Annotated in this window: 12 protein-coding genes; 5 read left to right on the plus strand and 7 right to left on the minus strand. The window is 72.3% G+C overall.

Annotated elements, in window-relative coordinates; all coding sequences use genetic code 11:
- Positions 1–8 precede the first annotated feature (8 nt).
- Both BLQ62_RS08250 and BLQ62_RS08255 read left to right on the plus strand, forming a co-directional pair.
- Positions 9–1,193, plus strand: coding sequence for an alpha/beta hydrolase family protein (locus BLQ62_RS08250; RefSeq protein ID WP_068536304.1), 1,185 nt, complete (start codon positions 9–11; stop codon positions 1,191–1,193).
- Between the two features lie 81 nt (positions 1,194–1,274).
- Positions 1,275–3,161: a S9 family peptidase gene (locus tag BLQ62_RS08255; protein WP_068566015.1), complete on the plus strand. Its 1,887-nt coding sequence runs from the start codon at positions 1,275–1,277 to the stop codon at positions 3,159–3,161.
- Here BLQ62_RS08255 and BLQ62_RS08260 read toward each other — a convergent pair.
- Both BLQ62_RS08260 and BLQ62_RS08265 read right to left on the minus strand, forming a co-directional pair.
- Positions 3,154–4,041 (minus strand): ABC transporter permease, encoded by an 888-nt coding sequence (locus tag BLQ62_RS08260; RefSeq protein ID WP_068536308.1) that lies wholly within the window; start codon positions 4,039–4,041, stop codon positions 3,154–3,156. The two genes, BLQ62_RS08255 and BLQ62_RS08260, sit on opposite strands and share 8 nt — an antisense overlap.
- Positions 4,038–6,491 (minus strand): alpha/beta fold hydrolase, encoded by a 2,454-nt coding sequence (locus BLQ62_RS08265; RefSeq protein WP_231857614.1) that lies wholly within the window; start codon positions 6,489–6,491, stop codon positions 4,038–4,040. Before BLQ62_RS08265 ends, BLQ62_RS08260 begins: the two co-directional genes overlap by 4 nt.
- 369 nt (positions 6,492–6,860) lie before the next feature.
- Here BLQ62_RS08265 and BLQ62_RS08270 point away from each other — a divergent pair, with 369 nt between their 5' ends.
- Complete coding sequence (locus tag BLQ62_RS08270) at positions 6,861–7,526, plus strand: SPFH domain-containing protein (RefSeq protein WP_068566372.1); 666 nt, start codon at positions 6,861–6,863, stop codon at positions 7,524–7,526.
- A gap of 33 nt (positions 7,527–7,559) precedes the next feature.
- Here the strand turns inward: BLQ62_RS08270 and BLQ62_RS08275 are convergent, their stop codons facing one another.
- Genes BLQ62_RS08275 through BLQ62_RS08290 form a run of 4 tightly spaced genes read right to left on the minus strand, consistent with a single transcriptional unit; the run spans position 7,560 to position 12,112 of the window.
- Complete coding sequence (locus BLQ62_RS08275) at positions 7,560–8,585, minus strand: LLM class flavin-dependent oxidoreductase (RefSeq protein WP_068566013.1); 1,026 nt, start codon at positions 8,583–8,585, stop codon at positions 7,560–7,562.
- A 54-nt stretch (positions 8,586–8,639) separates the two neighbouring features.
- Positions 8,640–9,851: an SfnB family sulfur acquisition oxidoreductase gene (locus BLQ62_RS08280; protein WP_068536314.1), complete on the minus strand. Its 1,212-nt coding sequence runs from the start codon at positions 9,849–9,851 to the stop codon at positions 8,640–8,642.
- Entirely contained in the window at positions 9,848–10,957 is a 1,110-nt protein-coding gene (sfnG, locus tag BLQ62_RS08285; RefSeq protein ID WP_068536315.1) for a dimethylsulfone monooxygenase SfnG, read from the minus strand. Before sfnG ends, BLQ62_RS08280 begins: the two co-directional genes overlap by 4 nt.
- A gap of 30 nt (positions 10,958–10,987) precedes the next feature.
- Complete coding sequence (locus BLQ62_RS08290; protein ID WP_068566370.1) at positions 10,988–12,112, minus strand: LLM class flavin-dependent oxidoreductase; 1,125 nt, start codon at positions 12,110–12,112, stop codon at positions 10,988–10,990.
- A 230-nt stretch (positions 12,113–12,342) separates the two neighbouring features.
- Here BLQ62_RS08290 and car point away from each other — a divergent pair, with 230 nt between their 5' ends.
- Positions 12,343–15,645 (plus strand): carboxylic acid reductase, encoded by a 3,303-nt coding sequence (car, locus tag BLQ62_RS08295; RefSeq protein ID WP_082756516.1) that lies wholly within the window; start codon positions 12,343–12,345, stop codon positions 15,643–15,645.
- Between the two features lie 179 nt (positions 15,646–15,824).
- A complete protein-coding gene (locus tag BLQ62_RS08300) occupies positions 15,825–16,421 on the plus strand; it encodes a single-stranded DNA-binding protein (protein ID WP_068536318.1) in 597 nt (198 codons plus the stop codon).
- A 7-nt stretch (positions 16,422–16,428) separates the two neighbouring features.
- Here BLQ62_RS08300 and BLQ62_RS08305 read toward each other — a convergent pair whose 3' ends face one another.
- Positions 16,429–17,637: a cation:proton antiporter domain-containing protein gene (locus tag BLQ62_RS08305; protein ID WP_068536319.1), complete on the minus strand. Its 1,209-nt coding sequence runs from the start codon at positions 17,635–17,637 to the stop codon at positions 16,429–16,431.
- Positions 17,638–17,665: the final 28 nt, after the last annotated feature.

Consider the following 17,665-nt stretch of genomic DNA (forward strand, 5'->3'; position numbering starts at 1 on the left):
CCGAAGCCATGAGGATCACTCGGCTCGCTCTCGCCGCCACCACCGCACTGCTCGGCGCCGGACTGGTCGCGACGCCGGCCGGCGCGGCGCCCGCCCTCTCGGGCCTCGACGTCGCGAACTACGCGGGGCCGGTCCCGGCGACGGGCGGCGAGCAGATCCGTTCCGTCCCGCTCGATCCGGCGGTGTCGCTGCCGGGTGCGGGCACCGCCAAGCGCGTGCTGTACTCGACCACCGATCAGCACGGTAAGCCCGCGACCAGCACCGGGGCGATCTTCGTGCCGAAGGGCACCGCGCCCGCGGGCGGCTGGCCCGTGATCGCGTGGGCGCACGGCACCGTCGGCCTCGGCGACGACTGCGCCCCGTCGGCGAACCCCCGGTCCGACCGGGACCGGCAGTACCTCGGTCACTGGCTCTCGCAGGGCTACGCCATCGTGGCCTCCGACTACGCCGGCCTCGGGACGCCGGGCCTGATGAGCTACCTCAACAGCGTCTCGACGGCCCACAACGTCGTGGACTCCGTGGTGGCGGCCCACGCCGACCGCGCGCTGAACCTGTCGAAGAAGTGGGCCATCGTCGGCCAGTCGCAGGGCGGCGGCGCGGCGGTCAACAGTGCGCGCTGGGCGAGCGAGTTCAGCGCCGGGAGCGGCCTGGACTACCGCGGGGTCGTGGCCACCGGTACGCCCTTCAAGATCGAGGAGGTCGTCAAGAACGTCGGCCCCGACACCGGTCTGCCGGGCGGCCTCAGCTCCGCCGCCACCTCGTACACCGCGTACATCCTCGCCGGCCTCCGGGAGGCGAACCCCGGCGTCGACTTCGACTCCGTGCTCACCCCGCGCGGCAAGCAGGCCGCCGCGAAGGCGGAGACGCAGTGCTACGCGCAGCTCAGCAGCAGCCTCGCGGGGCAGAAGCCGACCGACTTCGTCAGCGCCAAGGTCAGCACGGTGCCCGGTGCGAGCGCGGCCCTCGACAAGTACATGGGCACCCCCACCTCGGGGTACGACCGGCCGGTCTTCCTGGGCGTCGGCCTCAAGGACACCGACGTGCCGGTGCAGTCCTCGATCGCGCTGGCCGCGGCGCTGAAGAAGAGCGGGACGCAGGTCGAGCTGCATCAGTACCCGGACGCCGATCACAGCGGCGCCGTCCTCGAATCGATGAAGGACTCCACGCCGTTCCTGGCACGCGTCTTCGCCTGATCGCCGCTCGGCTCGGCGCGGCTTGACCGTGCCGCGACGGCATGGTTTCTCCTGGAGGCACCACCACCGAGAGGAGACGCCGTGCCACTGCCGAACATCATCACCGTCGAGGAGTTCTTCGATTCGCCCGTCCGGGCTGCGGCGAAGATCTCGCCCGACGGCTCCCGGCTCGCCTTCCTCGCACCGTCGAACGGCCGCCTGAACGTGTGGGTGGAGGACCTCGACGGCGATGCACCGGCCCGCGCGGTCACCGCTGACGCGACCCGCAGCGTCCAGATGTTCTCCTGGACCACCGACCCGCGCTGGCTGATCTACCTGCAGGACAACGGCGGCGACGAGCGCTGGCACCTCCTGCGGGCCGACCTCGACGACCCCGGCGCACCGGCCGTGGACCTCACCCCGTTCGACGGGGCGACCACCTTCCTCATGGACCTCCCGATCGCTCGCCCCGGCATCGCGATCATCTCCACCAACGCGCGCAAGGTCGACGAGTTCGACGTCTTCGAGGTCGACATCGCCACCGGTGCGCTCACCGAGATCGAGCGCAATCCCGGCAACGTGGCCGGCTGGGTGTACGGCGCCGACGGCTCCCTCTACGCCTCCACGCAGGACGCCGCGGGCGCGATCGCGCTCTGCCGCTGGGACTCCGCCGCGCGCGAGCTGCGACCGATCGCGGAGTTCGACGGAATCGACTACCCGCTCGGCGTCTTCCCGATCGTCCCGGCACCCGACGGTGGCCTCTGGCTCGGCTCGAACCGCGGCGGCGACCTGACGCGCGTGGTGCACGTCGACGGCGCGACCGGGGCCCAGACCGAGGTCGACGCGCATCCGACCCTCGATCTCGACACCACCGGACTGGTCGCGCCGACTCTGCCGCAGCCGCTCATCGTCGATCCGCGCAGCGGTGAGCTGCTGGGCGTGCGCTATCTCGGCGAGCGGCAGGAGATCCACGCCCTGGACCCCGATTTCGGTGAGGTGCTGACGGCGTTGCGAGCGCTGTCCGACGGCGATATCGGCGCGCTCTCGTCCGATCTCGACGGGAACCGCTGGGTGGTTTCGTTCGTCCACGACCGCGACCCCGGCGCGACGCACCTCTACGACCGCCGCACCGGCGAGTCGCGGCTGCTCTTCCGCCCCTTCCCGCACCTGGATCCGGCACGGCTCGCGCCGATGTCGCCGGTGACGATCACCGCCCGCGACGGGCGCGCCCTGCCCTCGTATCTGACGCTGCCCGTCGGGGTGGAGGCGCGCGGCCTGCCGCTCGTGCTGCTGGTGCACGGCGGCCCCTGGTTCCGCGACACGTGGGGCTACCACGGCGAGGTGCAACTGCTCGCGAACCGCGGCTACGCGGTGCTGCAGGTGAACTTCCGCGGCTCCACCGGATACGGCAAGGCGCACACGCAGGCCGGCATCGGCGAGCTCGCCGGGGCCATGCACGACGACCTCATCGACGCGGTGGAGTGGTCCGTCGCCGAGGGGATCGCCGATCGGAAGCGGCTCGCGATCTTCGGCGGCTCCTACGGCGGGTACGCCACGCTGGTCGGCGTCACCTTCACCCCGGACGTCTTCGCCGCTGCGATCGACTACGTGGGCATCTCCAGCCTGCCGAACTTCATGGCGACACTGCCGGAGATCGCGCGGCCGTACCTGGCCAACAACTGGTTCCGCTACGTCGGCGACCCGTCGGATCCGGAGCAGTTGGCCGACATGCTGGCCCGCTCACCGATCACGAGGGTCGACGAGATCCGCACCCCGCTGCTCGTGGTGCAGGGCGCCAACGACCCGCGCGTCGTGCAGGCCGAGTCCGACAACCTGGTCGCCGCGCTGCGCGAGCGCGGCGTCGAGGTCGAGTACCTGCTCAAGGCCGACGAGGGGCACGGCTTCGTCAATCCGGAGAACACCATCGAGCTCTTCCGCGCCACCGAGCGCTTCCTCGCCGAGCACCTCGGCGGGCGCACCGCTAGCTGACGATGTCCTTGGTGCGGAACCCGCGGACGGCCAGGGCGAAGAAGACCACCCCGATGCTCACCGAGAGGGAGACGCCCTGCGCCATCGACGCCCACTCGATGCTCGGCTGCAGCAGATCGGTCCAGGCGTACTGCCAGTGCGCGGGGAGTGCGGAGCGCAGGCCGCCGAGCGCCGTGACCTGATCGAGGACGCTGCCGATCACCGTCAGGCCGACGGCGCCGCCGACCGCGGCCAGCGGTGCGTCGGTGCGCGTCGAGAGCCACAGTGCGAGACCGGCGGTGGCCAGCTCGGAGACGATGATGAAGCCCGCCGCCAGCAGCAGCCGCCACAGCCCCTCGTTCGCGGGGATCGCCGTGTTCGCCGGCGTCTGCAGCGGCCCCCACCCGTAGGCGAGAGTGCCGGCGACCAGCGCGACGGCGACCAACAGGGCGACGGACGCGACCGAGAGGATCAGCGCGACGATCGCCTTCGTGGTCAGCAGCCGCGTGCGCGGGACGGGAGCGGCCAGCAGGTACCGCAGCGAGGACCAGTCCGCCTCCGAGGCCACCGCATCGCCGAAGTACAGCGCCACGGGGATCACCAGCAGGAAGCCGGTGCCCGCGATGAGCACGGTGGCGGTCAGGTTCAGGCCCGAGGCGGTGGCGACGTCGAACATCGACGGCCGCCCGCTGTCCCGGCCGCCCTCGTCGGTGCCGACGGCCAGCGCGATGATGAGCACGATCGGCAGCGCGGCGAGCAGCGCACCCATCACCAGGGTGCGCCGGCGCCGCAGCTGGCGCGCCAGCTCGACGCGGACCGTCAGGGTGCGGCCCGGCGTGTAGCCGGGCGCGGCGCCGTGTGCGGAATCCGGCTGGGGCGCCGGGTTCGTCGTGGTGGTCATGCCTCGTCTCCCGTCAGCTGGAGGAACGCGTCTTCGAGGGTGCGGGAGGCACCCTCCTCACCCGCCTGCACGATCTCGTCGACCGTGCCCGCGGCGAGGAGCCTGCCGCGGCGCAGCACCACCACGTGCGTGCACGTCTGCTCGACCTCGGCGAGCAGGTGGCTGGAGACGATCACGGTGCGCCCCGTGGCGCCGTAGCGCACGATCGCGTCCCGCATCTCGCGGATCTGCGACGGGTCGAGGCCGTTGGTCGGCTCGTCGAGCACCAGCACGTCCGGCATGCCGAGCATCGCCTGTGCGATGGCGAGCCGCTGCCGCATGCCCTGCGAGTACGTCCGCACGGGCCGCTCCAGGGCGGTGCCGAGGTCGGCGATCGCGAGCGCCTCCTCGAGATGCGCTTCCGCGACGGGGCGACCCGTCGCGCGCCAGTACAGGTCGAGATTCGCGCGCCCGGACAGGTGCGGCAGGAAGCCCGCGCCCTCGACGAACGCGCCGACCCGGGACAGCACCGGCGCGCCGGGGCGGATCGCATGCCCGAAGACCCGGATCCCGCCCTCGTCGGGCGTGATGAGACCCATCAGCATCCGCAGCGTGGTGGTCTTGCCAGCGCCGTTGGGGCCGAGCAGTCCGAGGACCTGCCCACGGTCTACGCGGAAGGTGACGTCCTGCACGCTGTAGCCGTCGCCGCCGGCGTACTTCTTCGACAGGTCGGTGACCTGCAGGGCCACGTCGGCGAGCGCGGGATCCGCCGCCGGGGCGCCCCGCGGGCGGCGCACGAGCAGCACCGCCGCCGCGATCGCCAGCGCCGCCACCGGCAGGGCCCACACCCACGTGGGCAGCGGCGCCGGAGCGGTCTTCAGTGCGGGCACCTCCGGCACGGTGAGCGGCCCGGTCGCCGTGATCGAGTAGGCGGCGGGTGCCTGCGGCGTGAGGTAGGCCAGATCGGTGGTGGCGAACGCGACGCGCATCCGGTGGCCTGCGGCGAACTCGTGGTCGATGACGGGGAGCCGGATCGTGGTGGTGGCCGAGCCGCCGGTCAGCGGGATGCGGATCGGGGCGGCCAGCTGCTGGGGCAGCAGTTGTGTCCCCTCGGGGCCGGCGTCGTAGAGCTTGGCGAAGAGCACCGCCTCGGGCGCCGCGGACTCGATCTTGATCGTCACCGTCGGGCCGCCGGTCACGGTGACGGGCTCGGCGAGCGGTTCGGAGTCGAAGACGGCGGCCTGCGACGGCAGGTCGCGGGAGAACCCGCCCGCGCCCAGCGCCGCCGCCGAGGAGGCGAGGGCGCCGAGTCCGGGCACTCCGGAGATCGACGGGGGAGCGCCGCCCGGCGGGTTCTCCGCGCGCTGCGGTTCGCCCGGCAGGGCGAGTGTGCGGGTGATGCTCCCGCCGAGTCCGGGGTAGGAGTCGGTGCTCGAGGCGCGGACGGTGCGCTCGCCGCTCTCGCGGTCGATGCCGCCGGAACGCGACACATGGAACGCCGGAACCGCCGGGGCGTCGAGGTTCTTGAGGTAGCGGTCGAACCACTCGGCCGTGCGTGCGTTCACGCGCGCGTCCTCGGCGCTGCCCGCGTCGTGCCCGCCCGCGATCCAGTCGACCGCGACCGGGGCGCCGTTGGCGGCGATCCGCTGCGCGGCGGCGTCGGCGTGCTCGAGCGGGAACAGCGAGTCCAGCTCGCCCTGCGCGAGGTAGGTGGGGACGCGGATGTCCGCCCCGACCGAGGCGGGGCTGCGCGCCGCGAGCAGCGCGCGGTCCGCGTCGGTGAGGGCACCGCCCTGCGCGACCCGCGTGTACATCTCGCACACCGCGGGCTCGAAACGGGGGCAGCCGCCGCCCATCGTGAACAGGATTCCGGCCCATTGCTTCTTGTAGACCCCGCCGGGGAAGAGTGCCTGCTCGAGATCCCAGTAGGTGATGCGGGGAGCGATCGCGTCCACCCGCTCGTCGTGCCCGGCCAGCAGCAGCGCGAGGGCCCCGCCGTAGCTGCCTCCCGCGACGCCGACGCGCGGGTCGCCGGGGCGGTCCTGCTGCACGTCCGGCCGGGCGGCCAGCCAGTCCAGGAGTTTGCGGGCGTCGGCGACCTCGGCATCGGGGGAGTCGAGGCCGACGAGCCCGGTCGACTTCCCGAATCCGCGTGCGGTGTAGGTCAGGACCGCGTACCCGCGCCCGGCGAGTTGCTCGGCCTCAGCGCGCACGTCCTCCTTGGAGCCGCCGAAGCCGTGCGCCAGGATCACCGCCGGGACCCGGTCGGCGCCGTCGGGTCGGAAGAACGACGTGTCCAGGCTGACCCCGGCCCCGTCGATCGCCTGATCGGTGCGCTGGAACGACGGTGCGCCGCGCCCGGCGAGGCCGCAGGCGGCGAACGCGCCGAGGATGATCACGACGGCGGCGAGCGCCGCGGCGGTGACGAGGGGGCGCTTCGCAGCGCCGCGCAGAGCGCGAGGTGGGGGCACTCGCCCAGGATATGTGCGCTGCCGCGGACGCGCCGCCGGGCAGAGTTCGCTCGCGGCGAAAAATGCTTTGCGATACCTCATCGGGCGGTGTCAGAGTGGTGCTCGGCATTGATCGGGGAGCGGCCGGAGCGGGGTACCGCGACCGGTTCCGCGCGTTCGAACCGGCAGAACCGACCAGTGGCACGGCCCGTACTGGGCCCAGGGGGTTCGAGTCCCCCGCACGCCGTCCCGCCGGGAGCGCGGGCGGCGGCCGCCCTGCGATGCCCCGGCCATTACCCGGGACATCCCGCCGTCGCCGCCCGCCCGGCGGAGCGGTGCACAACGACCAGGCCTGCGGGCCGCCACGAGAGGAGAACCACCGTGTCGATCATGACCGCCCTGCGCGGCCGACGCATCGTCGTGCCGGTGGGGCGCCGCGCCGTCGAGTACCGGGACGGCGCCGTCGTCCGCGTCCGCGGGCCCGGACCTCATCGGGTGCGCGGGGACGGCGCCGTCGTCCCGGTCGTGGTGGCAGAGCGGCTGATCGCCGTCGCCCCGCAGGAGATCGTGACCGCCGAATCGGTGCCCGTCCGGGTGTCGATGACGATGCGCGTGCGGGTGGCCGATCCCGTCGCGTTCATCGAGCGCGCCGCCGATCCGGACGCAGTCGTCTACCTCGCCGCGCAGATCGCACTGCGGGAGACGGTGGGCGGCATCGGGATCGACGATCTGGTGCGGCGCACCACCGCCGTCGACGGCGAGGCGGTGCGGGCGGCGGTGAGCGCCGCCGCCGGGACGGTGGGCGTCGAGGTGCTCGCGGTGGTGGTCAAGGACATCGTCCTGCCGCCCGAGATCCGCCGCGCCGCGGTCGATCTGATCACCGCGAAGGCGCGGGGTACCGCGCGGCTCGAGGAGGCACGTTCCGAGACCGCCGCGCTGCGCGCGCTCGCCAATGCGGGCCGGATGCTCGACGCGTCACCGGCGCTCGCGCGGCTGCGCATGATCGAGGCCGCCCCCGCCGGCGCCACGATCGTGTTCAGCGGAACGGATCGGTGATCTCGCGGCTGATCCGGTGAGGGAATCGCCGGATCAGTCGCTGAGCATGTCCTTGACCATCGGGACGACCTTCTCGCCGTAGAGGGAGATGGAGCGCATCAGATCGGCATGGGTGACCGGCTGGTCGTACTTGAGGTCGAACCGGTCCACGCCGAGGGTGCGGACCGTCGCCGCGATCCGTCGCGCGACGGTCTCGGGCGAGCCCACGTACAGCGAGCCGGTGTCGACCTCGCGCTCGAAGTCGCCGACGGCGGGCGGCGGCCAGCCGCGCTCGCCGACCATGCGCTGCCGCATCCGCATCCAGCCGGCGTGAACCAGTTCGCGGGCCTGCTCGTCCGTCTCCGCGACCAGCCCGGGGGAGTGCACCGCGATCGGCTGCGGCGAACCGCCGAACTCCTTCTCCGCCCGTCGGAACAGATCGGTGTACGCGGCGAACCGCTCCGCCGGCCCGCCGATGATCGCGAGGAACAGGCCGAATCCGTAGCGCGCGGTGCGCACCACCGATTCGGGGCTGCCGCCCACACCCACCCAGGCGCGGATGCCGTTCGCCGTGGTCGGGTACACGCGCTGCTCGGACAGCGGTGCGCGCGTGGATCCCGACCAGGTGACGGGCTCCTCGGTGAGCAGCGCGGAGAGCAGTTCCAGCTTCTCCTCGAACAGCACCTCGTAGTCCTGCAGGTCGTAGCCGAACAGAGGGAACGACTCGGTGAACGAGCCACGGCCCGCGACGATCTCGGCGCGGCCGTGCGAGAGCGCGTCGAGCGTGGCGAACCGCTCGTAGACGCGCACCGGATCGTCCGAGCTGAGCACCGTCACCGTCGACCCCAGGCGGATCGACTCCGTGCGCGAGGCGATGGCGGCGAGCACCATCTCCGGGCTCGAGACGGCGAAGTCGGCCCGGTGGTGCTCGCCGACGCCGAAGAAGTCCAGCCCCGCCTGATCGGCGGTCACCGCCTCCTCGACCAGGTCGCGGATCACCTGCGGATGCGGCAGGGGGTGCCCCTGGGCGTCCTTGGTCACGCCGCCGAACGTGTCCACGCCGAACTCGGGAATCGTCATGCAGTCATCGTACACCGATAAACGGACCCTGGTCCGAATGGTGTGATGTCGGTGTCAGACGACGCCGTGCAGCGGCGGGCGTACCTCGTTGAGGGTGAACCGGCCCAGGTGCTGGACCTTGTAGCGCACCGGGTCGTGCAGCGTGTGCGTGCGGCCGTCGCGCCAGAACCGGTCCAGGCCCAGGTCGCCGCCGGCGCTGCGGGTGCCGGAGACCTCGAACAGCGCCGCCGGTACCTCGGTGGCGGCCCGGTCCGCGAGCACCTTCGCGGTGGCGACCGCGAGGGAGGCCTCGGCCGCGGTGTCGGGTCCGGGCGTCGTGAACGCGGCGTCGACGGCGGCACCGGCCACGACGAGCGCAGCTTCCGCGGACCGCACCGTCACCGTCAGCTCGCCGAAGCGGTGGATCAGTAACGGATCGTCCTGCGCCCGGTCGACCTCGGCCTCGAACCACGGCCGGGAGGTCGTGCGGACGAACTGCGCGGCGGCGTCGAGAGCGCCCCGGGCGATGCCGGTGTCGATCGCGACGTGCAGCAACTGCGCGAAGGCTCCGTAGCCGGTGGGCTCGGACACCGCGCCGGTCCGGGTGAAGACGGCGTCGAGCGGCACGGCGACGTCGTCGAAGCGGACGGTGCCGCTCCCGGTGGTGCGCTGCCCGAGGCCGTTCCAGTCGTCGACGATGGTGATTCCCGGGGTGTCCGCCTGGACGAAGGCGATGACCTGCTCGCCGGAGTCCGCGTCCCGCGCGAGCACCGCCAGCAGATGCGCGTACGGCGAACCCGTGCAGTAGAACTTCTCGCCGTCCAGGTGCGCGCCGTCGGGCGTGCGTGTGAGCGTGGTGGCGACATCGGCCACCGTCTTTCCGCCCCGCTCGGACTGCGCGTTGGCGATCCGGGCACCGTCGAGTACCTGCTCGAAGATCCTGCGCTGCAAGCCCTCCGGCGCCGCGAGGCGCAGCGCGGTGAGGTACACGTAGTGGCTGTGCGGGATCTGCGCGAGCGAGCCGTCGGCGGTGGCGAGCGTGCGGAAGACCTCGGCGATCACCGACGGCGGCAGGTCGGGTCCGCCGAACCGGGCGGGCACGGTCAGCGCGAAGAGCCCGGCGTCGGAGAGGTATTCGACCTCGGCGTGGGGCAGGTGTCGTTCGCGGTCGCGCTGCGCGGCACCGTCGGCGAAGCGGGACGCGAGGTCGCGCGCCGCGTCCACGGCGGCCTCGGCGGAGTCGATCGCCGCGGCGGGCCGCGAGTCGGCCGCCGGCGCGACCGTCACACCAGTGCCCCGGCGCGGCTCGCCTCGATCTCGCGGACCAGGGGCAGCACCTTCTCGCCGAAGTACTCGATCTCCTCCTGGAAGTGCAGGAATCCGCCGAGGATCAGATCGACGCCGAGCTCCTTGTACGCGACGATCCGCTCGGCGACCTGCTCCGGCGTGCCGATGAGCTGCGTGCGGAAGCCGTCGTTGTACTGCACCAGATCCTCGAAGCTGGAGTCGGCCCACATGCCGCGGCCGTCCGATGTCGACTTGCCGGCCTGCTGCACGGCGTCCCGGAAGCCTTCGACGGCGGGCTTGTTCGCCTTCTCCACGATCTCGCGGAGGGTGTCCCTCGCCTCCTTCTCGGTGTCGCGGGCGATGATGAAGCCGTTGAGCCCGAATTTCACCTCGCGCTGCGCCTCCCGCGCCACACGGCGCAGGTCGTCGAGCTGATCGGTGACGCCGTCGAAGTCCTTGCCGTTGGAGAAGTACCAGTCGGCGTACTTGCCGCCGTTGATCCGGGCGGCGGAGGAGTTGCCGCCCTGGAACAGCTCGGGGTTCGGGCGCTCGGGGGTGTTGAGCGGTTTGGGCTTGAGCGTGAAATCGCGGATGCGGTAGAAGTCGCCGCCGAAGTCCACGTTGTCCTCAGTCCAGATCTTGCGGATCACCTCGAGGAACTCCGCACTGCGGCGGTACCGCTCGTCGTGCTCGAGCCACGGCTCGCCGAGCGCCTTGAACTCGCCGGCGAACCAGCCGGAGACCACGTTGATCGCGAACCGCCCGTTCGAGAGGTGGTCGGCGGTGGCGCCGAACTTCGCGAGCACGGCCGGGTGCCACAGGCCGGGGTGCACGGCGGCGATGACCTTGAGCTTCTCGGTCGCGCCGAGCAGCGCCAGGCTGAACGACGTGGACTCGTGCTGGTACTCGGCGCCGTAGCTGGCCATGTACCGCACCTGCGAGAGCGCGTATTCGAAGCCCACGCGCTCCGCTGTCTGCGCCAGCTTCTTGTTGTACTCGAAGTCCCAGCTGGTGCGCTGCTCGATGTCGCTGGTGACCAGGCCGCCCGACACGTTGGGCACCCAGTAGGCGAACTTGATCTCGTCGGCGGTCTTCTCAGTGGTCATCGCTGTGTCCTTCGGGTCGGAGAACCGGGGCTAGGAGGTGGGGCTGGGGGAGAGGTCGGGCAGGAAGGCGCCGCGTACGGGTTCCGACGGTGCGCCGGACGCGCCGAGCAGACCGCGGGCCGCGAGGCGCGGGCGCACGCCCTCGCCGAAGTGGTAGGCCTCCTCCAGGTGCGGGTACCCGGAGAGGATGAAGTGATCCAGGCCGAGCGCCGCGTACTCCGCGATGAGGTCGGCGACCTCGTCGTGCGAGCCGACGAGCGCCGTGCCCGCGCCGCCGCGGACGAGGCCCACGCCGGTCCACAGGCCGGGGTAGACCTGCAGCGAGCGGGCGTCGGCGGCCTCATCGAATGCCGCTCCGCCGCCGTGCAGCTCGCGCATGAGGCGCTGGCCTTCGGACTCGCTCCGGGCGAGGTTGGCCTGCGCGGCGCGGATGGCCGCGGGATCGAGGTTGCCCAGCAGACGGTTCGCCTCGGCCCACGCCTCCTCGCTCGTGTCGCGCGAGATCACGTGCAGTCGGATGCCGTAGGTGAGCTCGCGACCCTGTGCGGCGGCGAGGCCCCGGATCCAGTCCAGCTTCTGCTTCACCTGCGCCGGCGGCTCGCCCCAGGTGAGGTAGGTATCGGCGTACTTCGCCGCGACGTCGCCCGCGGCGGGAGAACTACCGCCGAAGAAGATCGGGGGAGCCGGGTCGGGGCGTCGGGCGAGGATCGCGTTCTCCGCGGAGGCGTACTTCCCGGCGACGTTCACCGGGCCCGCGCCGTCGAACAACTGCCGGGTGATGTCGAGCACCTCGCCGCAGCGCTCGTACCGCTCCTCCTTGGTGAGCGTGTCGCCGTAGGCGCGCTGCTCGGAGGACTCGCCGCCGGTGACCACGTTGAGCAGCACGCGGCCGCCGGTCTGCCACTGCAGGGTGGTCGCCATCTGGGCGGCGAGGAGCGGGCTGGTCAGGCCCGGGCGCAGCGCCACGAGGAACTTGAGTTGGTCGGTGGCGTCGGCGAGCAGCGCAGCGGTCAGCCACGCGTCCTCGCACCACAGCCCGGTGGGGATGAGGACCGCCTCGAACTCGTTCGCCTCCGCGGCCAGGGCGAGTTGCTTGAGGTAGTGCAGGTTCGCGGGGCGGTCGCCGCTCATGGAGCTACCGTGCCCGCCCGCCATCAGGTTCCGCGAGTCGCCGTACGTGGGCAGGAACCAGTGCAGGTGGAGGGGGTTGGGCGAGCTCACGGCAGCCTTCCGTCGGTGGAGCGGGATATGGAGCGCAAGTCCACCACCGCGGCCTTGCGGAGGCCAGGTTTGGACTCGCGATGCGTCGAACGTGCGGACCTACCGATCAGTAGCTAAGCTAGGGAACAAGTTACTTAGAGCTTCGTAGTGAAATGAGGTGCTAGATGTCGACTGAAGCAGTGCAGAGCAGCGATCCGGTGGTCACCGGTTCCGCGACGGGGGAGGCCGGCGCGCCCGCCGAGCGGCTTCCGCAGGTGATCGCGCGGGTCTTCGAGCGGTTCGCCGACCGTCCTGCGTTCGCGACCCGCGACGGAGGACCCCGCGCCCCGTACGTCACCGTCTCGTACGGCGAGATCTGGCAGCGCGTCACCGCGCTGGCCGCCGCGTGGCAGAGCGAGCTGGCCCCGGGCGATTTCGTCGCGATCCTCGGCTTCACCAGTGCGGACTTCGTCACCGTCGACCTCGCGACCACCCTGCTCGGCGCCCCGAACGTGCCGCTGCAGGCCGGCGCGCCCGCCGCCCGCATCGCCGCCATCCTCGACGAGACCCGGCCCAAGATCTTCGCCGTGAGCGCCGACCAGGCCGCCCTCGCGGAGCAGGCCCTCGCCGAGTCCTCCGCCACGCCGCGCGTCGTCGTCTTCGACGGCGAGCACGCCGGGTACGAGGGCATCGAGGCCGACGTCCTCGCGGGCCGGGCGCTGCCCGACCCGGAGTTCTTCGCTCCCGAGCCGGACGCCGACCCGCTGGTGACGCTGATCTACACCTCGGGCAGCACCGGCACCCCGAAGGGGGCGATGTACACCGAGAAGCTGGTCACGGACGCCTGGCTCAAGGTGGACAGCATCGTCGACTACGACCTGCCGTCGGAGTCGCTCCTGCACTTCCTCCCGATGAGCCACATGTACGGCCGCAACTGGCTCATCGCGGGCCTCGCCTCCGGTGGCACCGGGTACTTCGCCGGCGCTTCCGACATGTCGACGCTGTTCGACGACCTCGCCGCCGCCCGCCCCACGGCCATCGGTCTCGTCCCCCGCGTCTGCGAGCTCGTGCACCAGCGCTTCCTCACGCTCGAGGCCGAGACCGACACCGAGACCGCCCGGGTGGAGCTGCGCGAGCACGTCCTCGGCGGCCGCCTGCAGGCCGCGATGTGCGGCAGCGCCGCCCTGTCCGCGGAACTGCAGACCTTCATGGAGTGGCTGCTGGGCATCGAGATCCAGATCGGCTACGGGTCCACCGAGGCCGGCGGTGTCCTTCGCGACGGCGAGATCGTGCGCCCGCCGGTGACCGAGTACAAGCTGATCGACGTCCCCGAGCTGGGCTACTTCGTCACCGATTCGCCGCACCCGCGCGGCGAGCTGCTGGTCAAGTCCACCCAGCTGATCCCCGGGTACTACAAGTCCGACAAGCGGATCCTCGACGACGAGGGCTTCTACCGCACCGGCGACGTGATGGCGGAGCTCGCGCCCGACCGGCTCGAGTACGTCGACCGCCGCAGCAACGTGATCAAGCTGGCGCAGGGCGAGTTCGTGCCGATCGCGCAGCTCGAGGCCACCTACGCCGCCGGGCCGGACGTCCACCAGATCTTCCTGTACGGCACCAGCGAGCGCTCCTACCTGCTGGCCGTCGTGGTGCCCGCGCCCGGTCCCGACGGGGAGACCGATGCGCAGGCCCGCACCCGCGTGCTCGACGGCCTGGCGGCGATCGCCCGTGACCAGGACCTGGCCGGTTACGAGCTGCCGCGCGACGTGATCATCGAGCGTGAGCCCTTCTCGCAGGAGAACGGACTGCGTTCGGGCATCGGCAAACTCGTGCGGCCGGCGCTCAACGCCCGCTACGGCGACGAGCTCGCCGCGCTGTACGCCGCCGCGGAGGACCGCCGCCGGGCCGGCCTGCGCGACCTCGACGCCGACGGATCGGTGACCGAGACCGTGGTGCGCGCCGCCGCGCTCACGCTCGGCGCTCTGCCCGAGGAGCTCGACGCGGCGACCCGCTTCGCGGACCTGGGCGGCGACTCGCTCTCGGCGCTGTCGTTGGCCACCACCCTTGAGGGGCTCTACGAGGTGCCGGTACCGGTGCAGACGATCGTCGGCCCCACCGCGACCCTCGGCGGCATCGTCGAGCACATCGAGGCGGCGCGCGCGGGCGCGCTCAGCGCACCGACGGCCGCGTCGATCCACGGCGCGGATGCGCAGGTCGCGCGGGCGTCCGACCTGCATCTGGACCGCTTCGTCGATCCGGAGCTGCTCGCCGCGGCCCCGTCGATCCCCGCCCCGCACGGCGAACCGTCGACCGTCCTGGTCACCGGTGCCACCGGCTACCTCGGGCGGTTCCTGCTGCTCGAGTGGCTGCGTCGCGTCGCGCCGCACGAGGGCACCGTCGTCGCGCTGGTGCGCGGCGCCGACGCCGACGACGCCCGCCGCCGCGTCCTCGACGCGATCGGCACCTCCGATCCCGAGCTGACGGTCGAGTTCGCGGAGCTCGCCGAGCGGCACCTCGAGGTGGTCGTGGGCGACTTCGGCGCACCGTCCCTCGGGCTCGACGCCCCGACCTGGGACCGGCTCGCCGAGCGGGTGGACCACGTCGTGCACTGCGGCGCGATGGTCAACCACGTGCTGCCCTACGACCAGCTGTTCGGCCCGAACGTCGTGGGCACCGCGGAGATCGCGCGGCTCGCGATCACCGTGCGGCGCAAGTCCATCGACTACGTCTCGACGGTGGCGGTGGTCCCGCAGGACGACGGCCGACTCCTGGTGGAGGACGACGACGTCCGGGTGGCGGGCGCGGAGCGCCGGATCGGCGCGGACGCCTACGCCAACGGCTACGCGGTGAGCAAGTGGGCGGGCGAAGTCCTGCTGCACGAGGCCTCCGATCTCGCCGGGCTCCCCGTGCGGGTGTTCCGCTCGGACATGATCCTGGCGCACAGCCGATTCCGCGGGCAGTACAACCCGGTGGACCAGTTCACCCGCCTGCTGCTGAGCATCGCCGAGACCGGGCTCGCGCCCGCGTCGTTCGCCGCGGACCCGACCGGGCCGCGCCCGCACTACGACGGTTTGCCGGTGGACTTCACCGCGGAGGCGATCGTCACGCTCGGCGCGGCCGGGCGCGAGGGCTTCCGGACCTTCCACGTGCTCAACGTCGACTCCGATGGCGCCGGTCTGGACGACTTCGTCGACTGGATCGCCGAGGACCGCCCGATCGAGCGGATCGCCGACTACGGCGAGTGGTTCGCCCGGTTCGAGGCCGCGCTGCAGGCGCTGCCCGCGGAGGACCGGCAGCGCTCGGTGCTGCCGTTGCTGCACTCCTTCGCCCATCCGACCCCGAACGGAGGCGGCGTCGCCCTCACCGCGGACCGCTTCCGCGAGGCGGTGCGGGAGGCGAACGTCGGCCCCGGCGACATCCCCGGCCTCGACCGCGCGCTGATCGAGCGGTACCTGGACGGCTTCACCGCCGCGGGGTGGCTCGCGTAGCCCTGCCACAGGGGTACGACATCCGCGCCGGAGAAGCGACCGTTATCCACAACTAAGCGTATGTAACGTGTTTTCTCCACAGGTCCCGCCTCGGACGCCGTCCGGGGCGGGACCGGCGCGTGAGACTCGTCGACGACGGCCGGGAACCGCCGGCCGCGGCATCGACGAGGAGGGGCGCCATGCCCGGGGTACTTGTTTTCGCAGCAGGCAACGTCACCAACGACCTGACCTACCGGGAGTCGGCCCGCGATCAGCGGCACGACTTCCTGAGCTTCACGATGGCGGCCAACAACGGCTACCTGGACGAGAACGGCGAGTGGAAGCAGACCGGCACGGTCTGGCTCAACGTCAAGGCCTTCGGCGCGCTCGCGCGCAACGCGCGGGCCGTGATCGCGAAGGGCCGGCCGGTCATGGTGCACGGCGAGCTCAAGCACGAGACCTTCGACGGTGCCGACGGCCAGCGGCACAGCTCGCTGGACCTCAAGGCCGACGCGATCGGGCTGAACCTACGGATGTGCGCGAGCCAGTACGTGGGCACGGGGGAGCGCTACCGCACGATCGTTCCGCCCCCGCTCGAGACGGCCGCCGGGCCGGCTGAGGCGGGAGCGCCCGACGGTGGGACGCCGCCCACCGGGACCGCGGGTGCCGGGGAGGCGGACGGCTCGCCCGACGGGGCGGGGCGCGACGGGCTGGTCGTGGTTCGGGGCTTCGACGGCGGCGCCGACGCCGAGGATGCCGGGCGGGAGCCGGCGGCGGTGGGTGCGCCGGACTTCTAGCGCGCCGTCAGGCGCGGCTGCGCACTCGCCGGTCATGCCCCGCGATGGTCACCGGAACACCGACGGTGTGCAGGACGACGCTGCCCAGCACGACGAGCACCGCCACCGTCAGCGTGAGATCGGCGACGGGGCCGTCGGGCAGCGTGTTGAACGCGATCAGCGCGAAGACGATGGTCGACGTGCCGCGGGGGCGCAGCCAGCCCAACCCCAATACCTGCCGCCGCGGTAGTCCGCTGCCGAGCATCGCGACGCCCACCGGAACCACGCGCAGCACGGTCAGCGCCGCGAGCACGAAGACCAGCGTGCGCCAGTCGACACCGTCGAAGATTCCGACGATGGCGACGGATCCGAAGACGAACCACATGGCCGCCGCGAGGAGGAAGCCCACGTCGTCGGTGAGGCCGACGTCATCCGCGGTCTCCGTGCCGCGACGCAGGCGGTAGACGATCCCGCACACGAAGGCCGCGACGAAGCCGTTGCCGCCGAGGCCCACGGCGGCGGCGTAGGTCAGCAGGGGAGTCGCGGCGATCGCGAGGCTGCGCCCGCTCGCCGTGGCGAGACCGGTGCGTTCGCTGTACCGCACACCCGCCGCGATCGCAGCGCCCAGCGCCGCACCCACCGCGAGCGCGATGGCGGCCTGCGGGGCCGCGGCCAGCAGGGCCGGTGCGGGGTCGTCGTCCCCGCCGTGAGCGGGGCCGGCCCAGTACATCGCGAACAGGAACACGGGGGTGATCAGGCCGTCGGTGTAGCCGGATTCGACGGTGAGCACGTCCCGGACCCGGGAGGGGACTCGGCGGTCGCGCAGCAGCGCGGGTGCGGACGCGAAGTCGATGGGGGCGATGACGCAGGCGACGAGGAGGAGCACCGACCACCCCAGGTGCGGGAGCAGCAGCCAGCCCACGGCGACGGACAGGATCAGGCCCACCGGGATCCCGAGCAGCAGCGACCGCGCCGCGAGGCGCGGGTGCCGGCCCAGTAGGGAGCCCCGTACGTGGGTGGCGTCGACGAACAGCAGCACGGCGAGGATGATCTCGGCGGCCCGCTGCGCCGCCCCGGTGTTGATCGCCTCGGCGATCGCGCCGTGCGCGCCGATGCCCACCGCGCCGCCGGCGAGCACCATCACCAGCGGCGCGGAGACGCCCCAGCGGTCCATCCGCCCGGACAGCAGGCACCAGAGCAGGAACGTCGCGGCTGCGACGAGGGTCGCCGGAATCACGGAGCGAGTATCCCGCAGCCGGGCCGCC

It is taken from the genome of Tsukamurella pulmonis (genome assembly GCF_900103175.1).
In the GTDB taxonomy this organism is placed as follows: domain Bacteria; phylum Actinomycetota; class Actinomycetes; order Mycobacteriales; family Mycobacteriaceae; genus Tsukamurella; species Tsukamurella pulmonis.